Source organism: Bradyrhizobium sp. cir1 (genome assembly GCF_014198245.1).
Classification (GTDB): Bacteria; Pseudomonadota; Alphaproteobacteria; order Rhizobiales; family Xanthobacteraceae; genus Bradyrhizobium.
Genome location: NZ_JACIHE010000023.1, coordinates 1 through 17,750 on the forward strand (window position 1 = coordinate 1; position 17,750 = coordinate 17,750).

Consider the following 17,750-nt stretch of genomic DNA (forward strand, 5'->3'; position numbering starts at 1 on the left):
GCGGATAATCTGGCTCACGGACGGCTCCTGTGAATGGGTGTGTGACAACCTCATTCTGGCACACCTGATGCCGTAGGGGGCCGTCCACACCATCACCCCCAGGAAGTGATTGTGGGCGCGAGGTGGTAACCACGAGTCTTCGTCAAACTGGATCCTGTGGCTATGGGTCCCGGATCAGCGCTCCGCCCTGGACAACGCTACGCGTTGCCAAGAGCTGCGCTTGTCCGGGACGACACCGATTGTGTGGTACGCCCTTCATACTAACGACCAACATGCAACGGATGGGCATGCGCGGGGTTCTTCACTACTATCCGCGCGATTTCAAAACAGAAAACTGCTGGGAGCTAACAGAATGAAATCACCCCTTTTGGCCGCCGTCGCAACCTCGGCTCTGCTGCTTGCAGCACCGGCCTCTGCGCAGGGCGTCAAGATCGGCATCCTCAATGACCAGTCCGGCGTCTACGCCGATTACGGCGGCAAATGGTCGGTCGAAGCGGCCAGGATGGCGATCGAGGACTTTGGTGGCGAGGTGCTCGGCCAGAAGATCGAGCTCGTCACCGCCGACCACCAGAACAAGCCGGATCTTGCGACTTCGATCGCGCGGCGCTGGTACGACGTCGAGAACGTCGACATGATCACGGAGCTGACGACCTCGTCTGTCGCGCTCGCGATCCACGAGCTCTCCAAGGAAAAGAAGAAGATCGACATCGTCGTAGGCGCCGCGACCTCGCGCCTCACCGGCGATGCCTGCCAGCCTTACGGCTTCCACTGGGCCTATGATACGCATGCGCTCGGTGTCGGCACCGGCGGTGCGCTGACCAAGGCCGGCGGCGACACCTGGTTCTTCCTCACCGCGGACTACGCCTTCGGCTACGCGCTGGAGAAGGACACCGCCGAGATCGTCACCGCCAATGGCGGCAAGGTGCTCGGCTCGGTGCGCGTGCCGCTCAACTCCTCGGATTTCTCCTCCTTCCTGCTGCAGGCGCAGAGCTCGAAGGCGAAGATCGTCGGCCTTGCCAATGCCGGCCTCGACACCACCAACTCGATAAAGCAGGCGTCCGAATTCGGCATCGTCGCCAGCGGCCAGAAGCTCGCCGGCCTCTTGATGACGCTCGCCGAGGTGAACGGCCTCGGCCTGCAGGCCGCGCAAGGCCTGGTGCTGACCGAAGGCTATTACTGGGATCTCAACGACAAGACCCGCCATCTCGGCGAACGCTTCCTCAAGAGCACCGGCCGGATGCCGAGCATGATCCACGCCGGCACCTATTCGTCGACGCTGAACTATCTCAAGGCCGTCAAGGCCGCCGGCACCAAGGATCCGGATGCCGTCGCCAGGAAGCTGAAGGAGCTGCCGGTCGACGACGATTTCGCGCAGGGCGGCAAGGTGCTCGAGAACGGCCGCATGGTCCACGACATGTACCTGTTCGAGGTCAAGAAGCCCTCGGAGTCGAAAAAGCCCTGGGACTATTACAAGCTGCTCGCCACCGTCCCCGGCGACAAGGCCTTCTTCACAGCCAAGGAAAGCGGGTGTCCGCTGACGAAGTGAGGGAAGAAGCACAGCGAGCACCACACCCTCACTGTCGTCCCGGACAAGCGCAGCCCTTGGCAACGCGTAGCGTTGTCGAGGGCGGAGTGCAGATCCGGGACCCATAGCCACAGGCAGACGTGGTTACAGGGACTCGGAGTTACCATCTTGCGCCACAACTTCTCTCTGTGGTTATGGGTCCCGGATCTGCGCTTACGCTTGTCCGGGACGACGGCGGAATGTGTGGTGGCAGCAGCCCGCCTCACACCAACCGCAACACCACCGCGCCCAGCGCCCCCGCCCACAGCGCGATTGCGGCGATGCCCTGGATCGCAAAGCCGGGGCCGCGCTTTGCCGCGGCCTGCGAATAGCCGATGAAATAGACGATGCGGCCGATGATCCAGACCGCACCGAGTCCCGCTGCAATCGCGTCGCTGATATAGATCGCGAACAGCCAGAGCGCAGGAAGGACAATCGGCATCCATTCCAGCGTGTTCATCTGGATACGGAAGGCGCGCTCGAAATCCGGGTGGCCCGACGTCGCCGGCACCTTGACACCGGTCTTGGTGCGCGAGCGCGATACGTTGATGCAGGTGAAGAAATAAAACGCGATCGCCAGCAGCGTGACGAGGACGGTGAGATGATACATTGCGAATTTCCCAAGAGCGTTTTCCAGCGAAGTGGATACCGGTTGGCGTAAAGAAAACGCGTCGAAACTGGAATCCAGGCGGACCGCGCTTCAATACCCGGTCAGCTCGAGATAGCCAACGCCGTCATGCGTGCCGGCAAAGCTGATCGGCCCTTCCCAATAGGAGAAGCCGGTCCCCATCCAGGCGTTCGGATTGAGCGGCTTGCACAGAATCGAGAACGAGCGCGAGGGAATCGCGATCTGCCATTCCACCGGCAGCTTGCGTCCCGCAATCTCAGCCGTTGCCTTCGGAAGCATCTGGATGTCGCTGCCCGCGATCATCTGCGTCTCGCCTGAGGCGCTGATCCAGTTACCGAACGGATAGTCCTTGCCGTCCTTCTGCCGCAGCCGGTACAGCATCAGCTTGTCGCCGGATGCAAGATGCAGCGACAGCCAGTCCCAGCCGGTCTGATCGGCGTCGAGCGGCTGGCTGCTCCATTCCCGGTCCATCCAGGCCTGGCCGATCACATCGACCGGCTTGTCGTCGATGCTGAGCGTGCCGCGCGCGCGGTAGAACGGCTGGCTGTAGTAGTACGACGCCTGTCCGCGTTCCGACTTGCGGCTGAAGCCGCGATCGCCCTGCAGCACCATCGGACGATCGGCCTCCAGCGTCAGCGCGTAGCTGAAGTCTGTGCCCGAGGCTTTCAGCGTCAGCGGCGCCAGCGTGCGATCGTCGGTGCGCTCAAAACCTTTCATCTCCCAATCGTCGATCCACGCTGCAAACGGCTTTGCCGTGACGCCGGCCTGCCCGATGCCGCCGCGTGAAAACAGCTCGTTGAAGCGGTGGGTGCCGGCGCGCGTCGCCGCGGCATGCGCCATCCAGATCTGCTGATTGGCCCAGCCTTCGCCTTGGGGGCCCGGCTGCGCCGCCTGGCGGAACAGCGTCCATTGCAGGCCGCAGGCCGCGCCGCTGCTGTCGACGAGGTTTGCCGTGAGATACCACCACTCGATGCGAAACTCCGGATGCGGCCCGTGATCGGCTGGGAAGGCGAATGTCTTTCCCGGCGTGACCCTGGCAAAGCCGTCGGCGGTCTCGCCGAGCCCGGCATAGCCCTGCGCACTCGCGCGACGCGCGAGCGCGAGTGCGGCGATGCCGCCGGCGAACGCGCGCCGCGAGATTTTGTCAGCGCTCATTGGCAAACACCTTGACGAGGTTCGCCGGCTGCATCCGCGCCAGCCGCAGCATCGGCAGCAGCGCGGCAAGCAGCGAGGCCAGCAGTGCGACCGCGACCAGCTCGATCAGCTGCAGCGGAAACACATGGAACGGCAGCCGCCAGCCGAACGCTTTCACGTTGACGATCGCAATCAGGCACCACGCCACCACCAGTCCGAGCGGCACGGCCAGCAGCGCCGTGAACAGCGCGACCGACAGCGTCTTGGTCAATTCGATCGCGGCAAGGCGCGGCCGCGTCAGGCCGATCGCCCACAGCGGCGCAAGCTGCGGCAGCCGGGAATTCGCCAGCGTCAGCAGGCTGGTCAGCAGCGCGATGCCGGCGACGCCGAGCGTGAACGCATTCAGGGCCGAGGTGACTGCAAAGGTGCGGTTGAAGATGCGAATCGATTCCGCCTTCACCGTCGCCTGGTCCGCGACGCTGCGGTCGTCGAGCGCAAACTGCTTCTGCAGCGCCGCGATCAAACCCGGGATCTTGTCATGGGCGACGATCAGGCCGATCCGCGTCTGCGGCGTTTGCGGAAAGTGCCGGATCAGCGCCGCGACATTGACGGCGAGCTGCCCCTTGGGGTTGCCGTAATCGGCATAGATGCCGACGATGTCGAGCTCCCAGCTCCCGCCCGGCGCCGGCACCTCGATGACGTCGCCGACGCGTACGTTGAGGCGGCGGCTCAGCTGCTCGCTGATGAAGGCGGCATTGCCGGGGACGAGCTGCGTCCATGCGCGCGGTGCAGTCTCGAGCAGTGGCCAGCGCTCGCGATAGAGCGCGTGATCGGGCAGGCCGAGCAGCTCGACCGGCTGGCCCTGAATCTGCGCCTCCGCGCGCCCGCCCGACAGGATCGCCTGCACCTCGCTGCGCTCCTTCAGCCAGTTGCGGATCGCCGTCCCTTGCGCATTGTCGGAGGCGCTGATGTAGACATCGGCCGCGAGCCGCCCGTTGAGCCAGCCGACGAAGGTGCGGCTGAACGTTTCCACCATGGTGGAGACCCCGACATTGACGGCGAGCGCGAGCAGCAGCGCCATCAGCGCGAGCGACAGCCCGGAGAGCTGTTGCCGGCTGTCGGCCCAGAACCAGCTCGCAAGCGGCCCCCGCGCGAGGCGCTGGCCCGTGAGCAGGAGGATGTCGAGGAACGCCGGCAGCATCAGCGCCGCACCGAGCATCAGCGCTGCGAGCACGCCAAAACCCGCGATCAGCGATTGACCATAGTGGAGCAGCAGCAGTGCGACCGCGAACACCATGCACGCCGCAGCGCTTTGCAGGATCAGCCAGCGGCGCTGCCGCTGCTGCCAGGCGCGAGGCTGCGCTGTGGCCAGCACCGGCATCCGGATCGCCTTGATCAGGCTGGTCGCCGCCGCAACAAGCGCGCCCGCAACGCTGATGCCGATGCCCGCGAGCCACCATTCGCCTTGCAAGCTAAGCTGTCCCGGGATCTGCGCGCCATAGAGCCCGCGCAGCGACGCCGCGACATCGGGGAGCAGCGCAGCCGCGATGAAATAGCCGCAGACGAGCCCGATCAGGCCCGCGACCAGCGCCAGTGCCACCAGCTCGACCACCAGCACCGTATTGACCAGCCGCGCCGAGGCGCCGCAGGCCCGCAACGTGCGCAGCATCGGCAGCCGCTGCTCGAAGGCAAGACCTACGGCCGAATTGACGATGAAGAGGCCGACGAAGAAGGACAGCAGGCCGAAGGCGGTGAGGTTGAGATGGAAGCTGTCGGTGAGACGCTCCAGCTCCGTCTCCGCGGTCGGCTCCACCCGCTGCAATTGCTCGCCGACGACGCTCGCGAGCGGCGCCGGCTTGCCCTTCGGCTTGCCGATCAGCAGCCGCGAGACCTGGTCCGGCTTGTTGAGCAGGCGCTGCGCCACACCGATGTCGACCACCAGCACGTCGGGCACCAGTTGCGGCTGCACGCGCAGCGGCGGCAGCTTTGCGCCGCTGCTGATCGGCGGTGCCGCGCCTTCCGTTTCCTGCAGGTCGCTCAGCGTCTCCCGCGCCACCAATGTCTGGCCTGGCGGAGCGACAAAGCTGTTCAGATCCGAGGCACCCAAGCGCGGCGCATTGCCGACATCGACCGGCAGCGTCACCGGCTCGATGCCGAGCAGCCGCACCGAATGCCCGTTGATCTGGACGCGGCCCTCCAGCACCGGCGATACCGGCCAGCCCGCGCGGCGAAGTTTTACGAACAGCTCCTGCGGGAACGTCGCTGCGTTGGGCGCGACCAGCATCGCCGTGCGCACGCCGCCAAAGGTCGCCGCGGCACGGTCATAGGCGTTGCGGGCCTGCTGGTTGATGGCCTGCACGCCGCTCCATAGCGCGGTCGCAGCGATCAGCCCGATCAGCAGCGTCGCGAACTGCATCCTGTGTCGCCGCCAATGGCTCAGGAGCACCGCGAGCACCCACAGCGCGCGTCTCATGCGATTCGTCCCGCGTGCAAGGTGAGGTGCCGGTCGAGCGTGCCGGCCAGATGCAGGCTGTGCGTCACCATCAGGAAGCCGCAGCCGGTGCGCGCCACGAGGTCGCGCGTCAGCGCCAGCACGTCCTCGGCGGTGTCTTCATCCAGATTGCCGGTCGGCTCGTCCGCGAGCAGCAGCGACGGTTTCGTCGCCAGCGCCCGGCCGATCGCAACGCGCTGCTGCTGGCCGCCCGACAACTGCTCGGGATAACGCTTCAGAAGGCCGCCGAGCCCGAGCCGCTCGACCAGCTCCTTGCTCCAGGCCGCATCGTGCCGGCCGGCGATCCGCGCCTGGAAGGCCAGATTGTCTGCCACCGACAGGCTCGGGATCAGGTTGAACTGCTGGAAAACCAGGCCGATCCGGTCGCGGCGCAACTCTGCGCGTCCCGCGTCCGACAGCTTGGTGACCTCGGTATCCCCCAGCCGGATCGAGCCGTCATCGGCGGCGTCTAACCCTGCAATCAGGTGCAGCAGCGTGCTCTTGCCGCTGCCGGATTCCCCGGTCAGCGCGACGCGCTCGCCGGCCGCGAGGTCAAGGTCGACGCCGCGCAGCACGTGGACCGGCTCGCCGGCCGAGGAGAAGGTCTTTGAGAGATTTCGGATGCTGAGCAAGATTGATGCGCCGGACGGAATTTAACTCAATGTTGCGTAGCACACCTGCTGCGGAAATGCCGGGGTTGCGTTGGCTTTCAAGCCGTTGTTAGCTCCCAGGACGGCCAAATCAAAAAGTGCCGACAATAAAGACATATGGGGAGAATGATGAGCGCTCAAGGAACGCCCGAAATGGGCAGGACGGCAGGGGACTCCAGGGGTTTGGCAAAGCCAACGCCAAAGGGCGCCTGGACCGTTACATTTCTCCTCTTTCTCTTCATGGTCGTGAATTTCGCGGACAAGATCGTCGTCGGTCTCGCCGGCGTGCCGATCATGACCGACATGAAGCTCAACGCCGAGCAATTCGGCCTGCTCGGCTCCTCGTTCTTCTTCCTGTTCTCGATCTCGGCCATCGTGGTCGGCTTCATCGTCAACAAGGTGCCGACGCGCTGGGTGCTGCTGACGCTGGCCGTGATCTGGGCGCTAGCGCAGTTCCCGATGGTCGGCACCGTCTCCTTCACTACGCTCCTGATCTGCCGCATCGTGCTGGGCGCCGGCGAAGGTCCGGCCTTCTCGGTCGCCGCGCATGCGATCTACAAATGGTTCCCCGACGAGAAGCGCACGCTGCCGACCGCGATCCTGTCGCAGGGCTCTGCCTTCGGCGTCATCCTGGCGGTGCCGGCGCTGAACTGGGTCATCGTCAACCACTCCTGGCACTATGCTTTCGGCGCGCTCGGCGTCGTCGGCCTGATCTGGGTCGCGGCCTGGCTCGCGCTCGGCAAGGAAGGCCCGCTGGAGGACACCCAGGTCCTCGCCGTCACCGAGCCGAAGATTCCGTATGTGCAGCTCCTGACCTCGCGCACCTTCCTCGGCTGCGTGATCGCGACCTTCGGCGCCTATTGGGCGCTGTCGCTCGGCCTCACCTGGTTCACGCCCTTCATCGTCAAGGGGCTCGGCTTCTCGCAGAGCCAGGCCGGCTTCATCTCGATCCTGCCCTGGGTGTTCGGCGCCACGATCGTCATCCTCACGGGGTGGATCTCGCAGGTGATGATGGCGCGCGGCTACACCACGCGCATCTCGCGCGGCGTGCTCGGCTCGGTGCCGCTGATCATCGGCGGCCTGATCCTTGCGATGATGGCGCATGTGCAGGGCGCCGGCCTGCAGATCGCTGCGCTCGTCGTCGGCTCCGGCCTGTGCGGCGCGATCTATGTGGTCTGCCCGCCGATGCTCGGCGAGTTCACCCCGGCCTCGCAGCGCGGCGCGGTCATCGCGATCTACGGCGCGCTCTACACGCTCTCGGGCATCATCGCGCCCAGCGTGATGGGCACCGTGATCCAGCGCGCCGGCAGCATGCTCGACGGCTACATGACCGGCTTCACCATCAATGCGGTGGTGATGGTCGGCTCCGGCGTCATCGGCCTGCTGCTGCTGTGGCCGAATACGGAGAAGGCCAGGCTGACGCGTGGTGCGGCTCCGCAAGGAGCGGCGCTGAAGGGCGCGGTCTCGCCGACGTAAGGGGGGCGCTGCCAGCCCCAACCACACCTGTCGTCCCGGACAAGCGCGCCAAAAAGCGCGCGCAGATCCGGGACCCATAACCACAGGGAGTGGTTTGGAGCGAAGCCGGTAACTCCGAGTCTTCGCAAAACGATTGCTGCGGCGTATGGGTCCCGGCCCCCCGTGCGCAATTGCGCACTAGGCCGGGACGACACTGAATGTGTGGACGCCCCTAGTTCACCCCCTGCGCCCCCCGAATCAGTTTCCCCGGCCTGCGCCCGGTCGCCTCGCCCTGCCGCCGCGTCACCACGCCCGACACGATCGTCGCATCATAGCCGTCGACATCCTGCAACAGCCGCCGCCCGCCGACCGGCAGGTCGTAATGCACCTTCGGCGGATGCAGGTGCAGGCGGTCGTAGTCGATCACGTTGACGTCGGCCTTGTAGCCGGGCGCGATCAGGCCGCGATCGGTGAGGCCGACCGAGAGCGCGGTCTTGCGCGACTGCGCCGCGACCACGAACGGGATCGTCAGCTTCTCGCCGCGGGTGCGGTCGCGCGTCCAGTGCGTCAGCAGATAGGTCGGGAAACTCGCATCGCAGATGATGCCGCAATGCGCGCCGCCGTCGGAGAGGCCCGGCACCGATTGCGGATCGAGCAGCATCTCGCGCGTCGCATCGAGATTGCCGTCGGAATAGTTGAGGAACGGCACGTAGAGCATGCCGCGCCCCTCGTCCGACAGCATAGCGTCATAGGCGAGCTCTTCCGGCTGGCGGCCTTGCCTGAGCGCCTGCGGCCCCAGCGCGTTCTCCGGCGGCTGCTCGTAATCGGGGGGATCGCCGAGCAGGAACATCTTGTCGTAGTTGGGCCGGAAGAACAGCGGATCGTCGGTCGCCGTCGCCGTCTCGCTGAGAATCGCCTTGCGCACGTCGGCTTGGCGCAGCCGCGCCAGCCGCTCCCCAAGCGGCAGATGTGCGATCGCCTTGTAGCTCGGATGGGTCTGGAACGGATTGCGCGACAGCTCGAGCCCGAGCAAGAGGCCGACGGGCCGTGCCGCAATCTGCGCGGTGATGGAAAGGCCGCGCCTGGCGGCCGCGTTGATCTCGTCCAGCGTCTGGCGCCAGCGGTTTGGCGATTTGTCGTTCTGCGTGATCGAGAACGAGATCGGGCACTTTGTGCTGTCGGCGACCCGCAGCATCATCGGCAGGTCTTCGTGGATCGTCGAGAGGTCGAGCACGAATTGCAGCACGCTGCGCCCCTGCCGATGCATCGCGCCGGCAATCGCGGTGAGCTCGTCCTCGCCGGCCTTCAGGGTCGGCGTGAAATCGCCGGTCGAGGTGCGGTGGTTGAGCGTGCGCGAGGTCGAGAAGCCGAGCGCGCCGGACCGCACGGCCTCGCCCGCGAGCTTCGCCATCGCCGCATTGTCTTCCGCCGTCGAGGGATCGCGGCGCGCGCCGCGCTCGCCCATGACGTACACCCGGAGCGCCGCATGCGGCAGCTGCGCGCCGACATCGATGTCGAAATCGCGTTTGGAGAGCCAGTCCATGTAATCCGGAAAGCTCTCCCACGCCCAGGGAATGCCGGCGCTCAGCACCGGCTCGGGAATGTCCTCGACGCCCTCCATCAGCTGGATCAGGCGGGTGTGGTCGGAAGGCTTGCACGGCGCAAAGCCGACACCGCAATTGCCCATGATCGCGGTGGTGACGCCGTTCTGCGAGGACGGCGTGATGTCCTGGCTCCAGGTCACCTGGCCGTCGTAATGGGTGTGCACGTCGACGAAGCCCGGCGTCACCAGTTTTCCGCGCGCGTCGATTTCTTCGCTGCCCTTGGCCGAGATCTTGCCGACCTCGCTGATTCTGCCGCCGGTGATTGCGACGTCGGCCTCGAACAGCTCGCCGCCGCTTCCATCCGCGACGGTGCCGCCGCGGATCACGAGATCAGGATTGCTCATGTGCTTCTTCCCGTTTTGTTGTTCTTACCCGTTTTGTTTTGCCTGTCGTCCCGGACAAGCGCGCCAAAAGCGCGCGCAGATCCGGGACCCATAACCACAGAGAGATGTTTGGCGAAGACTCGGAGTGATCAGCTTCGCACCACAACTCCTCCCTGTGGTTATGGGTCCTGGCCCCCGTGCGCAATTGCGCACTAGGCCAGGACGACAATTGAATCCTTGGCTACGCCTTGGCCGGCTTCCGTTCCGTGAACGGCGACAGCACCACCGTCGCCAGCATGAAGATCACGGACGCCCCGAACACCCAATGCGGCGCGCTCTGGTCCATGATCCAGCCGAACAGCAGCGGTGAGACGATGCCGCCGAGATTGAAGCCGGTGGAGACGATGCCGAAGGCGCGCCCCGCAGCGCCCGCAGGCGCGGCATTGCGCACCAGCATGTCGCGCGACGGCGCGATCACGCCGGAGAGGAAGCCCGCGATCGCCATCGTGGCAGTCAGAGCCCAGCCCGGCAGCGTCACCAGCGCGATCAGCAGCACGATGGCCGCATTCGCGGCAAAGCAGGCCGCGGCGACATAGCCGTGGCGCGCGGTGTGGTCGGCGAGGAAGCCGCCGGCGAGCACGCCCGCAGCGCTGGCGCCGAGGAACGCGGTGAGCGCGACATTGGCGATCGAATAGGAGGTGCCGTAGCCGCTCATCAGCGCCACCACGCCGAAATTGTTGATGCCGGCGACCGACAGGCTGAGCAGCATGAACAGTGCGGTCAGCGTGATCAGCGCCGGGGTGATGACGGCCTGTTTCGGTGCGCTCTCGTTGCCCGGTTTCTTCTTGTGTGCGCCGGCCTCGGGAATGCCCATGGCCACCAGCAGCAGCGCCACCAGGATGGCGATCGCGCCTGACGCGATCAGCGCGCCGACGCCGCCCCACATCGTGACGAGCGCGGCGACGATCGCCGGCGTCACGGCGCCGCCGAGATAACCGGCAAAAGTGTGGACCGAGAAGGCGCGGCCCATCCGCGCCTCGTCCATGTGCTCCGCCAGGATCGCGTAATCGGCGGGGTGATAGACGCTGTTGGCGAGCCCGAGCAGCACGGCGCAGGCGATCAGCGCGGCATAGCTCAGGTGCAGGCCGAGCAGGATCAGCGCGCAGCCCCCGAGCGTCAGCCCGATCAGCAGGATTTTGCGCGCGCCAAAATGGTCGACGAGATAGCCGATGGGCGCCTGCGTGAGGCCCGAAACGACGGCGAGCGTGGTCAGCGCGAAACCGAGCTCGACATAGCCGACGCCGAGCCTGTCCTTCAGGAACGGGAACAGCATCGGCAGGACCAGCAGATGGAAATGGCTAACCCAGTGCGCGATCGAGATACCCGTCAGCGTGCGCAGCGCACTGTCTGCCTTGCCTTGCTGCGGTGCGGCGAGAACGTCGACCATTGCAGTTCCGTTTCACTCCCGATGGACGGGCAAACTATCGGGGAGGGCGGTTATTTGTCCATGAACGTAGGCGCATGGCAGGTAGCGCGGGCGGGGACGTGATGGGCGCTGCGATGCCTCCACATCGTCGTCCCGGCCCCCCGTGCGCAATTGCGCACCAGGCCGGGACGACAGCGGAATTTGAAGCGCTCGCCGTCTCTACAACGGCTCGTCGTCCGGCCCATATCGATCACGCTTCGGCGTCGCGATGTCGCCGTCCTCGTAATCGTCGTCGTCGATGTCGCGCGGCGGCGGTGGTTTCTTCGCCTTGTCGTCCGCCGATTTGGGCGGTTCGCTCGGCTTGGCAGTCTTGTTGGCAGTTTTGGCCATGGCTGGTCCCGGATGGTGATGCTGCATCCGAATCTACCCGCCAAATATGTGCGGGGCCTGATTTATCTCAAGGGGCGACGAGACCGTCAGTGCACGACCGGCCCGCCCGCCTTCTTCCAGGCATCGATGCCGCCGGCGATATGGGCGGTGTTGAGAAGGCCCGCTTGCTTCGCAGCTGCAACCGCCATCGCCGAGCGCTCGCCGAAGGCACAGAAGAACACCACGCGGCGCCCCGTGGCGGCCACGACCTCGCGCAGCATGCCGCCGGGCTTGAGGCTCTCCTCGACGGAGGGATAGGGCGTGTGCAGCGCGCCTTCGAGCATGCCGTGCTTCATCCGCTCATTGGTCTCGCGCAGATCCACCAGCAGGATGTCGGGCCGACCGAGGGAGCGGATCGCCTCGATCGCGCTCAGCGCGCGGCCCTCTTTCTCCAGCTCTTCCTGATGCAGGCCGACATGCATGTTGGCGGGCACCGCGACGTCCATCATCTTCGGATTGGGCAGCTTCAGATTGCCCATCAGCTCGATATATTCGTCGACCGAGCGCACCTGGAGCCGCGGGTTGTAGCGCTTCTCCTCGCCGATGGTGGAGACGGTGTCGCCCTTGTAGTCATGCGCGGGGAACACCATCGTCTCGTCCGGCAGCTTCAAGAGGCGGTTGAAGATCGAATCGTATTGCGCGCGCGCCGAGCCGTTCTGGAAATCGGTGCGGCCGGTGCCGCGGATCAGCAGCGTGTCGCCGGTGAAGACGCGGTCGCCCATCAAATAGGAATAGGAATCGTCGGTGTGGCCCGGCGTGTACATCACGTCGAGCGACAGGCCCTCGATCGTCACCTTGTCGCCGTCCGCGACCCGCATCGCCACCACGTCGGCCTTTGTCTGGTCGCCCATCACGGTCATGCAATGGGTGCGGTCGCGCAGCTCGCCGAGGCCGGTGACGTGGTCGGCATGCAGATGCGTATCGACCGCCTTGACCAGCTTGAGGTCGAGCTCGCGCAGCAATTGGCAATAGCGGTCGACCTTCTCCAGCACGGGATCGAGGATCAGCGCCTCGCCGCCGGGGCGGCTGGCGAGGACGTAGCTGTAGGTACCCGAAACACTGTCGAAGAGCTGGCGGAAGATCATGGCAGGACCCGGCTTGGAACTGACCTCTAAGATTCTACTACGGTACGGGTCGGAAAGAGAAGCAATTCACTGTGTAGAAGGTAAAATTTGGAAGATTTTTATTTCGGGTGAGGGCGCCCCACCCCCTCTGTCATCGCCCGCGAAGGCGGGCGATCCAGTATTCCAGAGACAGCGAGGTGTACAGAGAAGCCGCGGCGTACTGGATTCCCCGCCTGCGCGGGGAATGACACCGAGTGTGGCGCGGCGGAGTGCCGCAACTCGGGACAGCGCCCCTACGGCCGCACCACCGTGTACCCATTCTCCGCCAGGAACAGGATCTGCCCGACTCCGACCTGCACAGGTGTCGCGCCCGAAATGAACTCCGGCCGCTTGCCGGTCTCGCGCTCGAGCGTGTCGATCGTGTTGAGGCAGATGTCGAAGCGCACGCCCTGGGCGATCAGGCTCTCGACCTGCTTGCGGCGCTCGCTGCCTGACAGCAGCAGGTCGATGCCGGGACCGAAGGCCACCACCTCGATCGCGACCTTGTCGGGGTCGTATGCCCTCAGCAAATTGTTGGCGACGCTCAGCACCAGCGCCTGCTTCTTCGCATCGCCGTCGGAGAGCTGCAGCACGATCCTGTGCTCGGCGAACGGCTTGTCCTGGAGCGGCACCTGCTGCGCCAACGTCTGTGGCATCGTGGCCCAGGCGAGCAGCGCCAGCAGCATCGCGCGAAACGCCTGCAACCGCATCATCCCTATCCCGCAATGCCCGGGTTGCCGTCGACGCCTTTCAGCGCGATGCCGGTGCCGAGCCGCTCCTGGAGCATCCGGCCCGACCGCAGATATCTTCCGACGACGTCCCACGCCGGTGCGCCCTGCTGGCCGTTGACCGAGGCCCAGCCCGCGACCTTGTATCGATGGCTGGCGCTGATTGCCTTGCCGTTATTGAGCGTCAGCTCGGAGATGCGGCTGCCGATCGCATCCGCCGGCGTGCAGGTGTAGCTGAGCCCGCCCGCGCGCACCATGTCGCCGCCCTGCTGGTAGTAGGGATCGGGGTTGAAGAGATTGTCGCAGACGTCCTCTAGCACGTTCTTGATCTCTGCGCCGGTCATCTCCTGCACATAGGTCTCGGGATAGGTGATCGCGGTTTCCGCGAGCAGATCCTCCATGGTCAGCGCCTGGCCCGACAGCGCGGTGACGCCCCAGCGGAAGCCCGGCGAGAGCGCGATCTCGGCATCGAGCTCGGTGCGCAGCGCGGTGCAGATCAGTTCGTCCATGGGCCCGGTGAAATTGCCGCGGCGATAGAGCAGGCGATCGGGTGTTGCGATCTTCTCCGACCAGTCGGCGACATGCGGCGCACGGACCCGCCCGATCAGCTCGGCCATCGCCGGATCGGGCTTCAGGAGCTCCGAATAGACCGGCAACAGGCGATATCTGACGTCGCTGACCTTGCCCTTGTCGAGCGCGAGATCGAGCACGCCCAAAAATTTGCCGTTGGAGCCGGCATTGGTGACGAGCGTGGTGCCGCCCGCGTTCTTCACTGGGATAGGCTGCGGCACGGCATCATGGGTGTGGCCGCCGAGGATGACATCGATGCCGGTGACGCGGCTGGCGAGCTTGAGGTCGACATCCATGCCGTTGTGCGACAGCAGGATGACGGCATCGACCTTGTCGGTGCCGCGCAATGCATCGACATGCTTCTGCAGCTCCTCCTCGCGGATGCCGAAGGTCCAGTCCGGCGTGAAGCGCTTGGGATGCGCGATCGGCACGTAGGGGAAGGCCTGGCCGACGATCGCGACGCGATGACCGCCGAGCTCCTTGATGAACGAGGGCTTGAACACGCGCCCGGTTGCGGGATCGAAGGCGCGGGCGTCGTTGAACGCGGCTTCCTCGGTCAGGAACACGTTCTGGGCCAGAAACTCGCCCTTGAAGCGCTCGAGATTGTCGCGCAGCACCTGCTCGCCATAGGTGAATTCCCAATGCCCGGTCATCGCCTCGATGCCGAGCAGATTGGCGACCTCGACCATATCGCGGCCCTGCATGACGTTGGCGAGCCCGGTGCCCTGCCAGAGATCGCCGCCGTCGACGAGCACGGAATCTTTCTCGCCGACATCGGCGCGCAGGCGGTCGACCAGGGTCTTCAGATGGGCAAAGCCGCCGAGCTTGCCGAAGCGACCGGCGGACTTCTCGAACTCGAAGCAGGTGAAGGCATAGGCATCGGCACTGTCGGGCCGGATGCCGAACCGCTCCAAAAAGGCGCGTCCGACCAGATGCGGCGGGCGTCCCGCCATCTCGCCGATGCCGATATTGACGCTCGGCTCGCGGAAATAGACCGGATTGAGCTGCGCATGCGCGTCGGTGATGTGCAGGATCCGCGCATTGCCGAACCGTTCCAGCTCGTAGATGCTCGCGGTGTCGGTGCCGCGTGCAAGCCGGGGCAGGCTGAGCGATGCGGCGGCAAGGCCTGCGGCCTTCAGGAAATCGCGGCGGCGGATGGCCATCTCGAATCTCGAATTCTCCGCGCCCCTTCAACGACGGTCCGACAGTTCCAACAGGTCCAGTCTAGCGGATTTCCATCGCCTTCCAGGCTTCTTTTTCGGACGTCGCCTGGAAGATCGACGCCTTCGCCAGCGCTTCGGCCTCCTTGGCTGCGGCCAGCGCGCGGTCGAAATCGCCACCGTCGGCGGCTTTCTTCGCAGCCGCCAGCGCCGACACGGTCACGGTCCACTGGTTGCGCATGCCGGCTGCCTCCTTGGAGGCGGCTTCGGCAGCGGCATAGGCCGCCTTGTAGTCCGCCTCATTGGCCGCGCGCGCGGATGGCGCAAGGCTGAGAGCGAGCAGCATGGCGAGGGGAAGTGACCGCTTCATGGCCGCGCTCCCGGGCCCGAGATCGGCAGGCCGTTGGCGACATAGGAGAGGAAATATTCGACGTCGCGATATTCATCCGCCTGCGGCTCCAGCGGAACCGCGCGGGTCTGGCTGTTGCAGGTGACGAAGCGGCGGCTGGTCGTGCCCATGCCGCTCCATTCGGAGCGGTAGATCGGCATCGCGTTCAGAATGCCGAGCGCCGGCGCCAGGATCTCGGCGCGGATGCGCTCGCCCGGGCTCTGCACATGGCAGCTCGCGCAGGAGAAGTTCATCTGGCCGCGTCGCGTGTAGAAATAGCGCTTGCCGTTCTCGAACGCCGCGAGCGCGCGCGGATCATCGGGGATCTTGATGTCCATCGGCTTGCCGCGCGAGGTGTAGGCCATATAGGCGGTCAGCGAAGCCATCTCGTCCTTGACGTAGGAATAGGGCGCTTCGCCATTGGCCTCGCGGCAGCGGTTGAGCGCGAGCTCCAGCGTGACGACCTTGCCTTCCTTCGTGTCAAAGTAAGGATAGTTCTGGCGGATGCCGATGCCGCCGTTCGGGAAACAGTCGGCGTAGGTCTTGCCGTTCTTGAACGGGGTCGCAAACATCTCCTTGCCGGCATCGAGCGCGAACTCGTAAGGCGGGAATTCCTCCTTCTCCTGCCACTGCCGCTTCATGTCCTCGTTCATGGAATAAGGACCGTTGACGAAATCCTCGTGCTTCACGTTCGGGAATTTCTGGAAGAAGAAGTTCTGGAACGCCTTGGCGTCAGTAACAGGATCGACCTTGTCGGCCGCGATCACGCGCGGAGAGGTCAGGGTGAACGCGATCAGCGCGGCGCTGAGCGAGCCAAGCAGGAGGTGGATGCGGGCCTTCATCACGCGATCTTCGCGGTGGTCGTGTCGGAGCCACCCTTGTTGTCGGTCCAGGAGATCTTGAGCTCGTCGCCCTTCTTGGCGCCCTTGAAGCTGAACTTGACATAGGGGTCCTTGGAGACCGCGGTGCCCCAATCGGCGATGAACACGTCCTTGCCGTTACATTCGAACTTCAGCTGCTGGATGAAGTGCGCGGGGATCACTTCGCCCTTGGAATCCTTGACGAGGCCGGTATCCATGGGGTGCTGGATCAGCGCCTGCACCTCGGTGATGTCGCCGTTGGATGTTGCGCGCACGCGAATGCTGGATGCCATGTCGAACTGCCTCGCTTAACCGCCGCAACCGCCGACGGTGACCTTGACCTCTTTGGTCGCGCTGTAGAGCTTGCCGTCGGCTTCCACGATCGCGGTCACATTGGTGGTCTTGGCCATCTTCAGCCGGTTGGCGATGCTCGGCAACGTACCGTCAGGAATTTTGTAGGACGCGGCCAGCGCGAACGGGTTCTCGGCGACGAAGAACGAGATCGAGGTCACCTTGTCGAGCGTCGTCGTCACCGAGATCGGCACCACGCCGCCATTCTCGGCGATCTCCGGTGCATCCAGCTTGACCTTGTCGGACGGCTCGACGGTCTTGCCGTAAAGCGCCTTGATCGCGTCGGCCTCGTTCTTCAGCTTGAACGCCTCGTCGGGATATTTGTCGTTCGCCGCCGCGAGCGCAGAAATGGCACCGAACGGCAGATTGCCGAGGCCGAGCAGCGCGACGGAGGCCGCGCCCTGAAGAATCAGGCGCCGCGTCGGATGAGGGCCGGTCGTCGTGGTCATCTCAAATCTCCTGGGCGGCCGCCCGTTACAGAGTCTGAAGGAAATCAACGATCGCGCTGATCTCCTGTTCGGTCAAAATCCGGTTCCGGCCGAACGGCGGCATCATGGTCTGGGGATTGCGCTTGGTCTCGTCGAAGATGATCGCCACCAGCTCGTTGCGATCAGGGTATTTTGACTTGATGTCCTTCAGTTCCGGTCCGATCGTTCCCGGCAGATCGCCGCCTTTGATCACATGGCAGGTCAGGCAATTGCCCTTGCCGCGGTCGAAGGCGAGCTTCTGGCCCTCGGCGACAGTGGATTGTGCCCGTGCCGGGCTGGCGAGGCCGGCGGCGATGGCCAGCAGGAGGAACAGGGCGGGCGTCCGGAAAAGGGCGGTCAAGGCGTCATTCCGAGGCGTTATGGCGATGGTCTCGATCGCGGAAATAGCAGCGTTCAAA

At 65.1% G+C, this 17,750-nt stretch carries 17 protein-coding genes; 2 read left to right on the forward strand and 15 right to left on the reverse strand.

What is annotated here, in order from left to right:
• Nucleotides 1-352 precede the first annotated feature (352 nt).
• Nucleotides 353-1,546 (forward strand): ABC transporter substrate-binding protein, encoded by a 1,194-nt coding sequence (locus GGD63_RS32225; protein WP_183248068.1) that lies wholly within the window; start codon nt 353-355, stop codon nt 1,544-1,546.
• 241 nt (nt 1,547-1,787) lie between these two features.
• Here the strand turns inward: GGD63_RS32225 and GGD63_RS32230 are convergent, their stop codons facing one another.
• The 4 genes from GGD63_RS32230 to GGD63_RS32245 all read right to left on the reverse strand — a co-directional run bounded on the left by GGD63_RS32230 (nt 1,788) and on the right by GGD63_RS32245 (nt 6,449).
• Nucleotides 1,788-2,174, reverse strand: coding sequence for an MAPEG family protein (locus GGD63_RS32230; protein WP_183248070.1), 387 nt, complete (start codon nt 2,172-2,174; stop codon nt 1,788-1,790).
• 90 nt (nt 2,175-2,264) lie between these two features.
• Nucleotides 2,265-3,347 carry a lipocalin-like domain-containing protein gene (locus tag GGD63_RS32235; protein WP_183248072.1) on the reverse strand — a complete coding sequence of 361 codons (1,083 nt, stop codon included), beginning with the start codon at nt 3,345-3,347 and terminating at the stop codon, nt 2,265-2,267.
• On the reverse strand, nt 3,337-5,799 hold the full coding sequence (locus tag GGD63_RS32240) for an ABC transporter permease (protein ID WP_183248074.1): 2,463 nt from the start codon (nt 5,797-5,799) through the stop codon (nt 3,337-3,339). The genes GGD63_RS32235 and GGD63_RS32240 overlap by 11 nt, the downstream gene beginning before the upstream one ends.
• Nucleotides 5,796-6,449, reverse strand: a complete 654-nt coding sequence (locus tag GGD63_RS32245; RefSeq protein WP_183248076.1) for an ABC transporter ATP-binding protein — start codon at nt 6,447-6,449, stop codon at nt 5,796-5,798. Before GGD63_RS32245 ends, GGD63_RS32240 begins: the two co-directional genes overlap by 4 nt.
• 147 nt (nt 6,450-6,596) lie before the next feature.
• Here GGD63_RS32245 and GGD63_RS32250 point away from each other — a divergent pair, with 147 nt between their 5' ends.
• Nucleotides 6,597-7,943 (forward strand): MFS transporter, encoded by a 1,347-nt coding sequence (locus GGD63_RS32250; RefSeq protein WP_183248079.1) that lies wholly within the window; start codon nt 6,597-6,599, stop codon nt 7,941-7,943.
• 211 nt (nt 7,944-8,154) lie between these two features.
• Here GGD63_RS32250 and GGD63_RS32255 read toward each other — a convergent pair whose 3' ends face one another.
• From GGD63_RS32255 to soxX, 11 genes are all read right to left on the reverse strand, one after another.
• On the reverse strand, nt 8,155-9,870 hold the full coding sequence (locus GGD63_RS32255; RefSeq protein WP_183248081.1) for an amidohydrolase family protein: 1,716 nt from the start codon (nt 9,868-9,870) through the stop codon (nt 8,155-8,157).
• Between the two features lie 220 nt (nt 9,871-10,090).
• Nucleotides 10,091-11,296: an MFS transporter gene (locus tag GGD63_RS32260; protein WP_183248083.1), complete on the reverse strand. Its 1,206-nt coding sequence runs from the start codon at nt 11,294-11,296 to the stop codon at nt 10,091-10,093.
• A 198-nt stretch (nt 11,297-11,494) separates the two neighbouring features.
• Nucleotides 11,495-11,665: a hypothetical protein gene (locus GGD63_RS32265; protein WP_183248085.1), complete on the reverse strand. Its 171-nt coding sequence runs from the start codon at nt 11,663-11,665 to the stop codon at nt 11,495-11,497.
• 86 nt (nt 11,666-11,751) lie between these two features.
• Entirely contained in the window at nt 11,752-12,789 is a 1,038-nt protein-coding gene (locus GGD63_RS32270; RefSeq protein ID WP_183248087.1) for an MBL fold metallo-hydrolase, read from the reverse strand.
• A 272-nt stretch (nt 12,790-13,061) separates the two neighbouring features.
• On the reverse strand, nt 13,062-13,520 hold the full coding sequence (locus tag GGD63_RS32275; RefSeq protein ID WP_183248089.1) for a hypothetical protein: 459 nt from the start codon (nt 13,518-13,520) through the stop codon (nt 13,062-13,064).
• A 2-nt stretch (nt 13,521-13,522) separates the two neighbouring features.
• Nucleotides 13,523-15,268 (reverse strand): thiosulfohydrolase SoxB, encoded by a 1,746-nt coding sequence (soxB, locus tag GGD63_RS32280; RefSeq protein WP_183248091.1) that lies wholly within the window; start codon nt 15,266-15,268, stop codon nt 13,523-13,525.
• A gap of 61 nt (nt 15,269-15,329) precedes the next feature.
• Nucleotides 15,330-15,635, reverse strand: coding sequence for a hypothetical protein (locus GGD63_RS32285; protein ID WP_183248093.1), 306 nt, complete (start codon nt 15,633-15,635; stop codon nt 15,330-15,332).
• Entirely contained in the window at nt 15,632-16,495 is an 864-nt protein-coding gene (gene soxA, locus GGD63_RS32290; RefSeq protein WP_183248095.1) for a sulfur oxidation c-type cytochrome SoxA, read from the reverse strand. The genes GGD63_RS32285 and soxA overlap by 4 nt, the downstream gene beginning before the upstream one ends.
• Nucleotides 16,495-16,806: a thiosulfate oxidation carrier complex protein SoxZ gene (gene soxZ / locus GGD63_RS32295; protein ID WP_183248097.1), complete on the reverse strand. Its 312-nt coding sequence runs from the start codon at nt 16,804-16,806 to the stop codon at nt 16,495-16,497. The genes soxA and soxZ overlap by 1 nt, the downstream gene beginning before the upstream one ends.
• Before the next feature lie 15 nt (nt 16,807-16,821).
• The gene (gene soxY, locus GGD63_RS32300; protein WP_183248099.1) at nt 16,822-17,313 is read right to left on the reverse strand and encodes a thiosulfate oxidation carrier protein SoxY; all 492 of its coding nucleotides are present in this window, start codon (nt 17,311-17,313) and stop codon (nt 16,822-16,824) included.
• A 25-nt stretch (nt 17,314-17,338) separates the two neighbouring features.
• Nucleotides 17,339-17,692, reverse strand: a complete 354-nt coding sequence (gene soxX, locus GGD63_RS32305; protein ID WP_183248236.1) for a sulfur oxidation c-type cytochrome SoxX — start codon at nt 17,690-17,692, stop codon at nt 17,339-17,341.
• Nucleotides 17,693-17,750 lie beyond the last annotated feature (58 nt).

Coding starts and splice junctions, on each gene's coding strand:
- GGD63_RS32250 (WP_183248079.1), top strand. CDS start 6,597: ATGAGCGCTCAAGGAACGCCCGAAATGGGCAGGACGGCAGGGGACTCC.
- soxA (WP_183248095.1), bottom strand. CDS start 16,495: ATGAAGGCCCGCATCCACCTCCTGCTTGGCTCGCTCAGCGCCGCGCTG.
- GGD63_RS32275 (WP_183248089.1), bottom strand. CDS start 13,520: ATGATGCGGTTGCAGGCGTTTCGCGCGATGCTGCTGGCGCTGCTCGCC.
- GGD63_RS32265 (WP_183248085.1), bottom strand. CDS start 11,665: ATGGCCAAAACTGCCAACAAGACTGCCAAGCCGAGCGAACCGCCCAAA.
- GGD63_RS32255 (WP_183248081.1), bottom strand. CDS start 9,870: ATGAGCAATCCTGATCTCGTGATCCGCGGCGGCACCGTCGCGGATGGA.
- GGD63_RS32270 (WP_183248087.1), bottom strand. CDS start 12,789: ATGATCTTCCGCCAGCTCTTCGACAGTGTTTCGGGTACCTACAGCTAC.
- GGD63_RS32225 (WP_183248068.1), top strand. CDS start 353: ATGAAATCACCCCTTTTGGCCGCCGTCGCAACCTCGGCTCTGCTGCTT.
- GGD63_RS32285 (WP_183248093.1), bottom strand. CDS start 15,635: ATGAAGCGGTCACTTCCCCTCGCCATGCTGCTCGCTCTCAGCCTTGCG.
- GGD63_RS32230 (WP_183248070.1), bottom strand. CDS start 2,174: ATGTATCATCTCACCGTCCTCGTCACGCTGCTGGCGATCGCGTTTTAT.
- soxY (WP_183248099.1), bottom strand. CDS start 17,313: ATGACCACGACGACCGGCCCTCATCCGACGCGGCGCCTGATTCTTCAG.
- soxB (WP_183248091.1), bottom strand. CDS start 15,268: ATGGCCATCCGCCGCCGCGATTTCCTGAAGGCCGCAGGCCTTGCCGCC.
- GGD63_RS32235 (WP_183248072.1), bottom strand. CDS start 3,347: ATGAGCGCTGACAAAATCTCGCGGCGCGCGTTCGCCGGCGGCATCGCC.
- soxZ (WP_183248097.1), bottom strand. CDS start 16,806: ATGGCATCCAGCATTCGCGTGCGCGCAACATCCAACGGCGACATCACC.
- GGD63_RS32260 (WP_183248083.1), bottom strand. CDS start 11,296: ATGGTCGACGTTCTCGCCGCACCGCAGCAAGGCAAGGCAGACAGTGCG.
- GGD63_RS32240 (WP_183248074.1), bottom strand. CDS start 5,799: ATGAGACGCGCGCTGTGGGTGCTCGCGGTGCTCCTGAGCCATTGGCGG.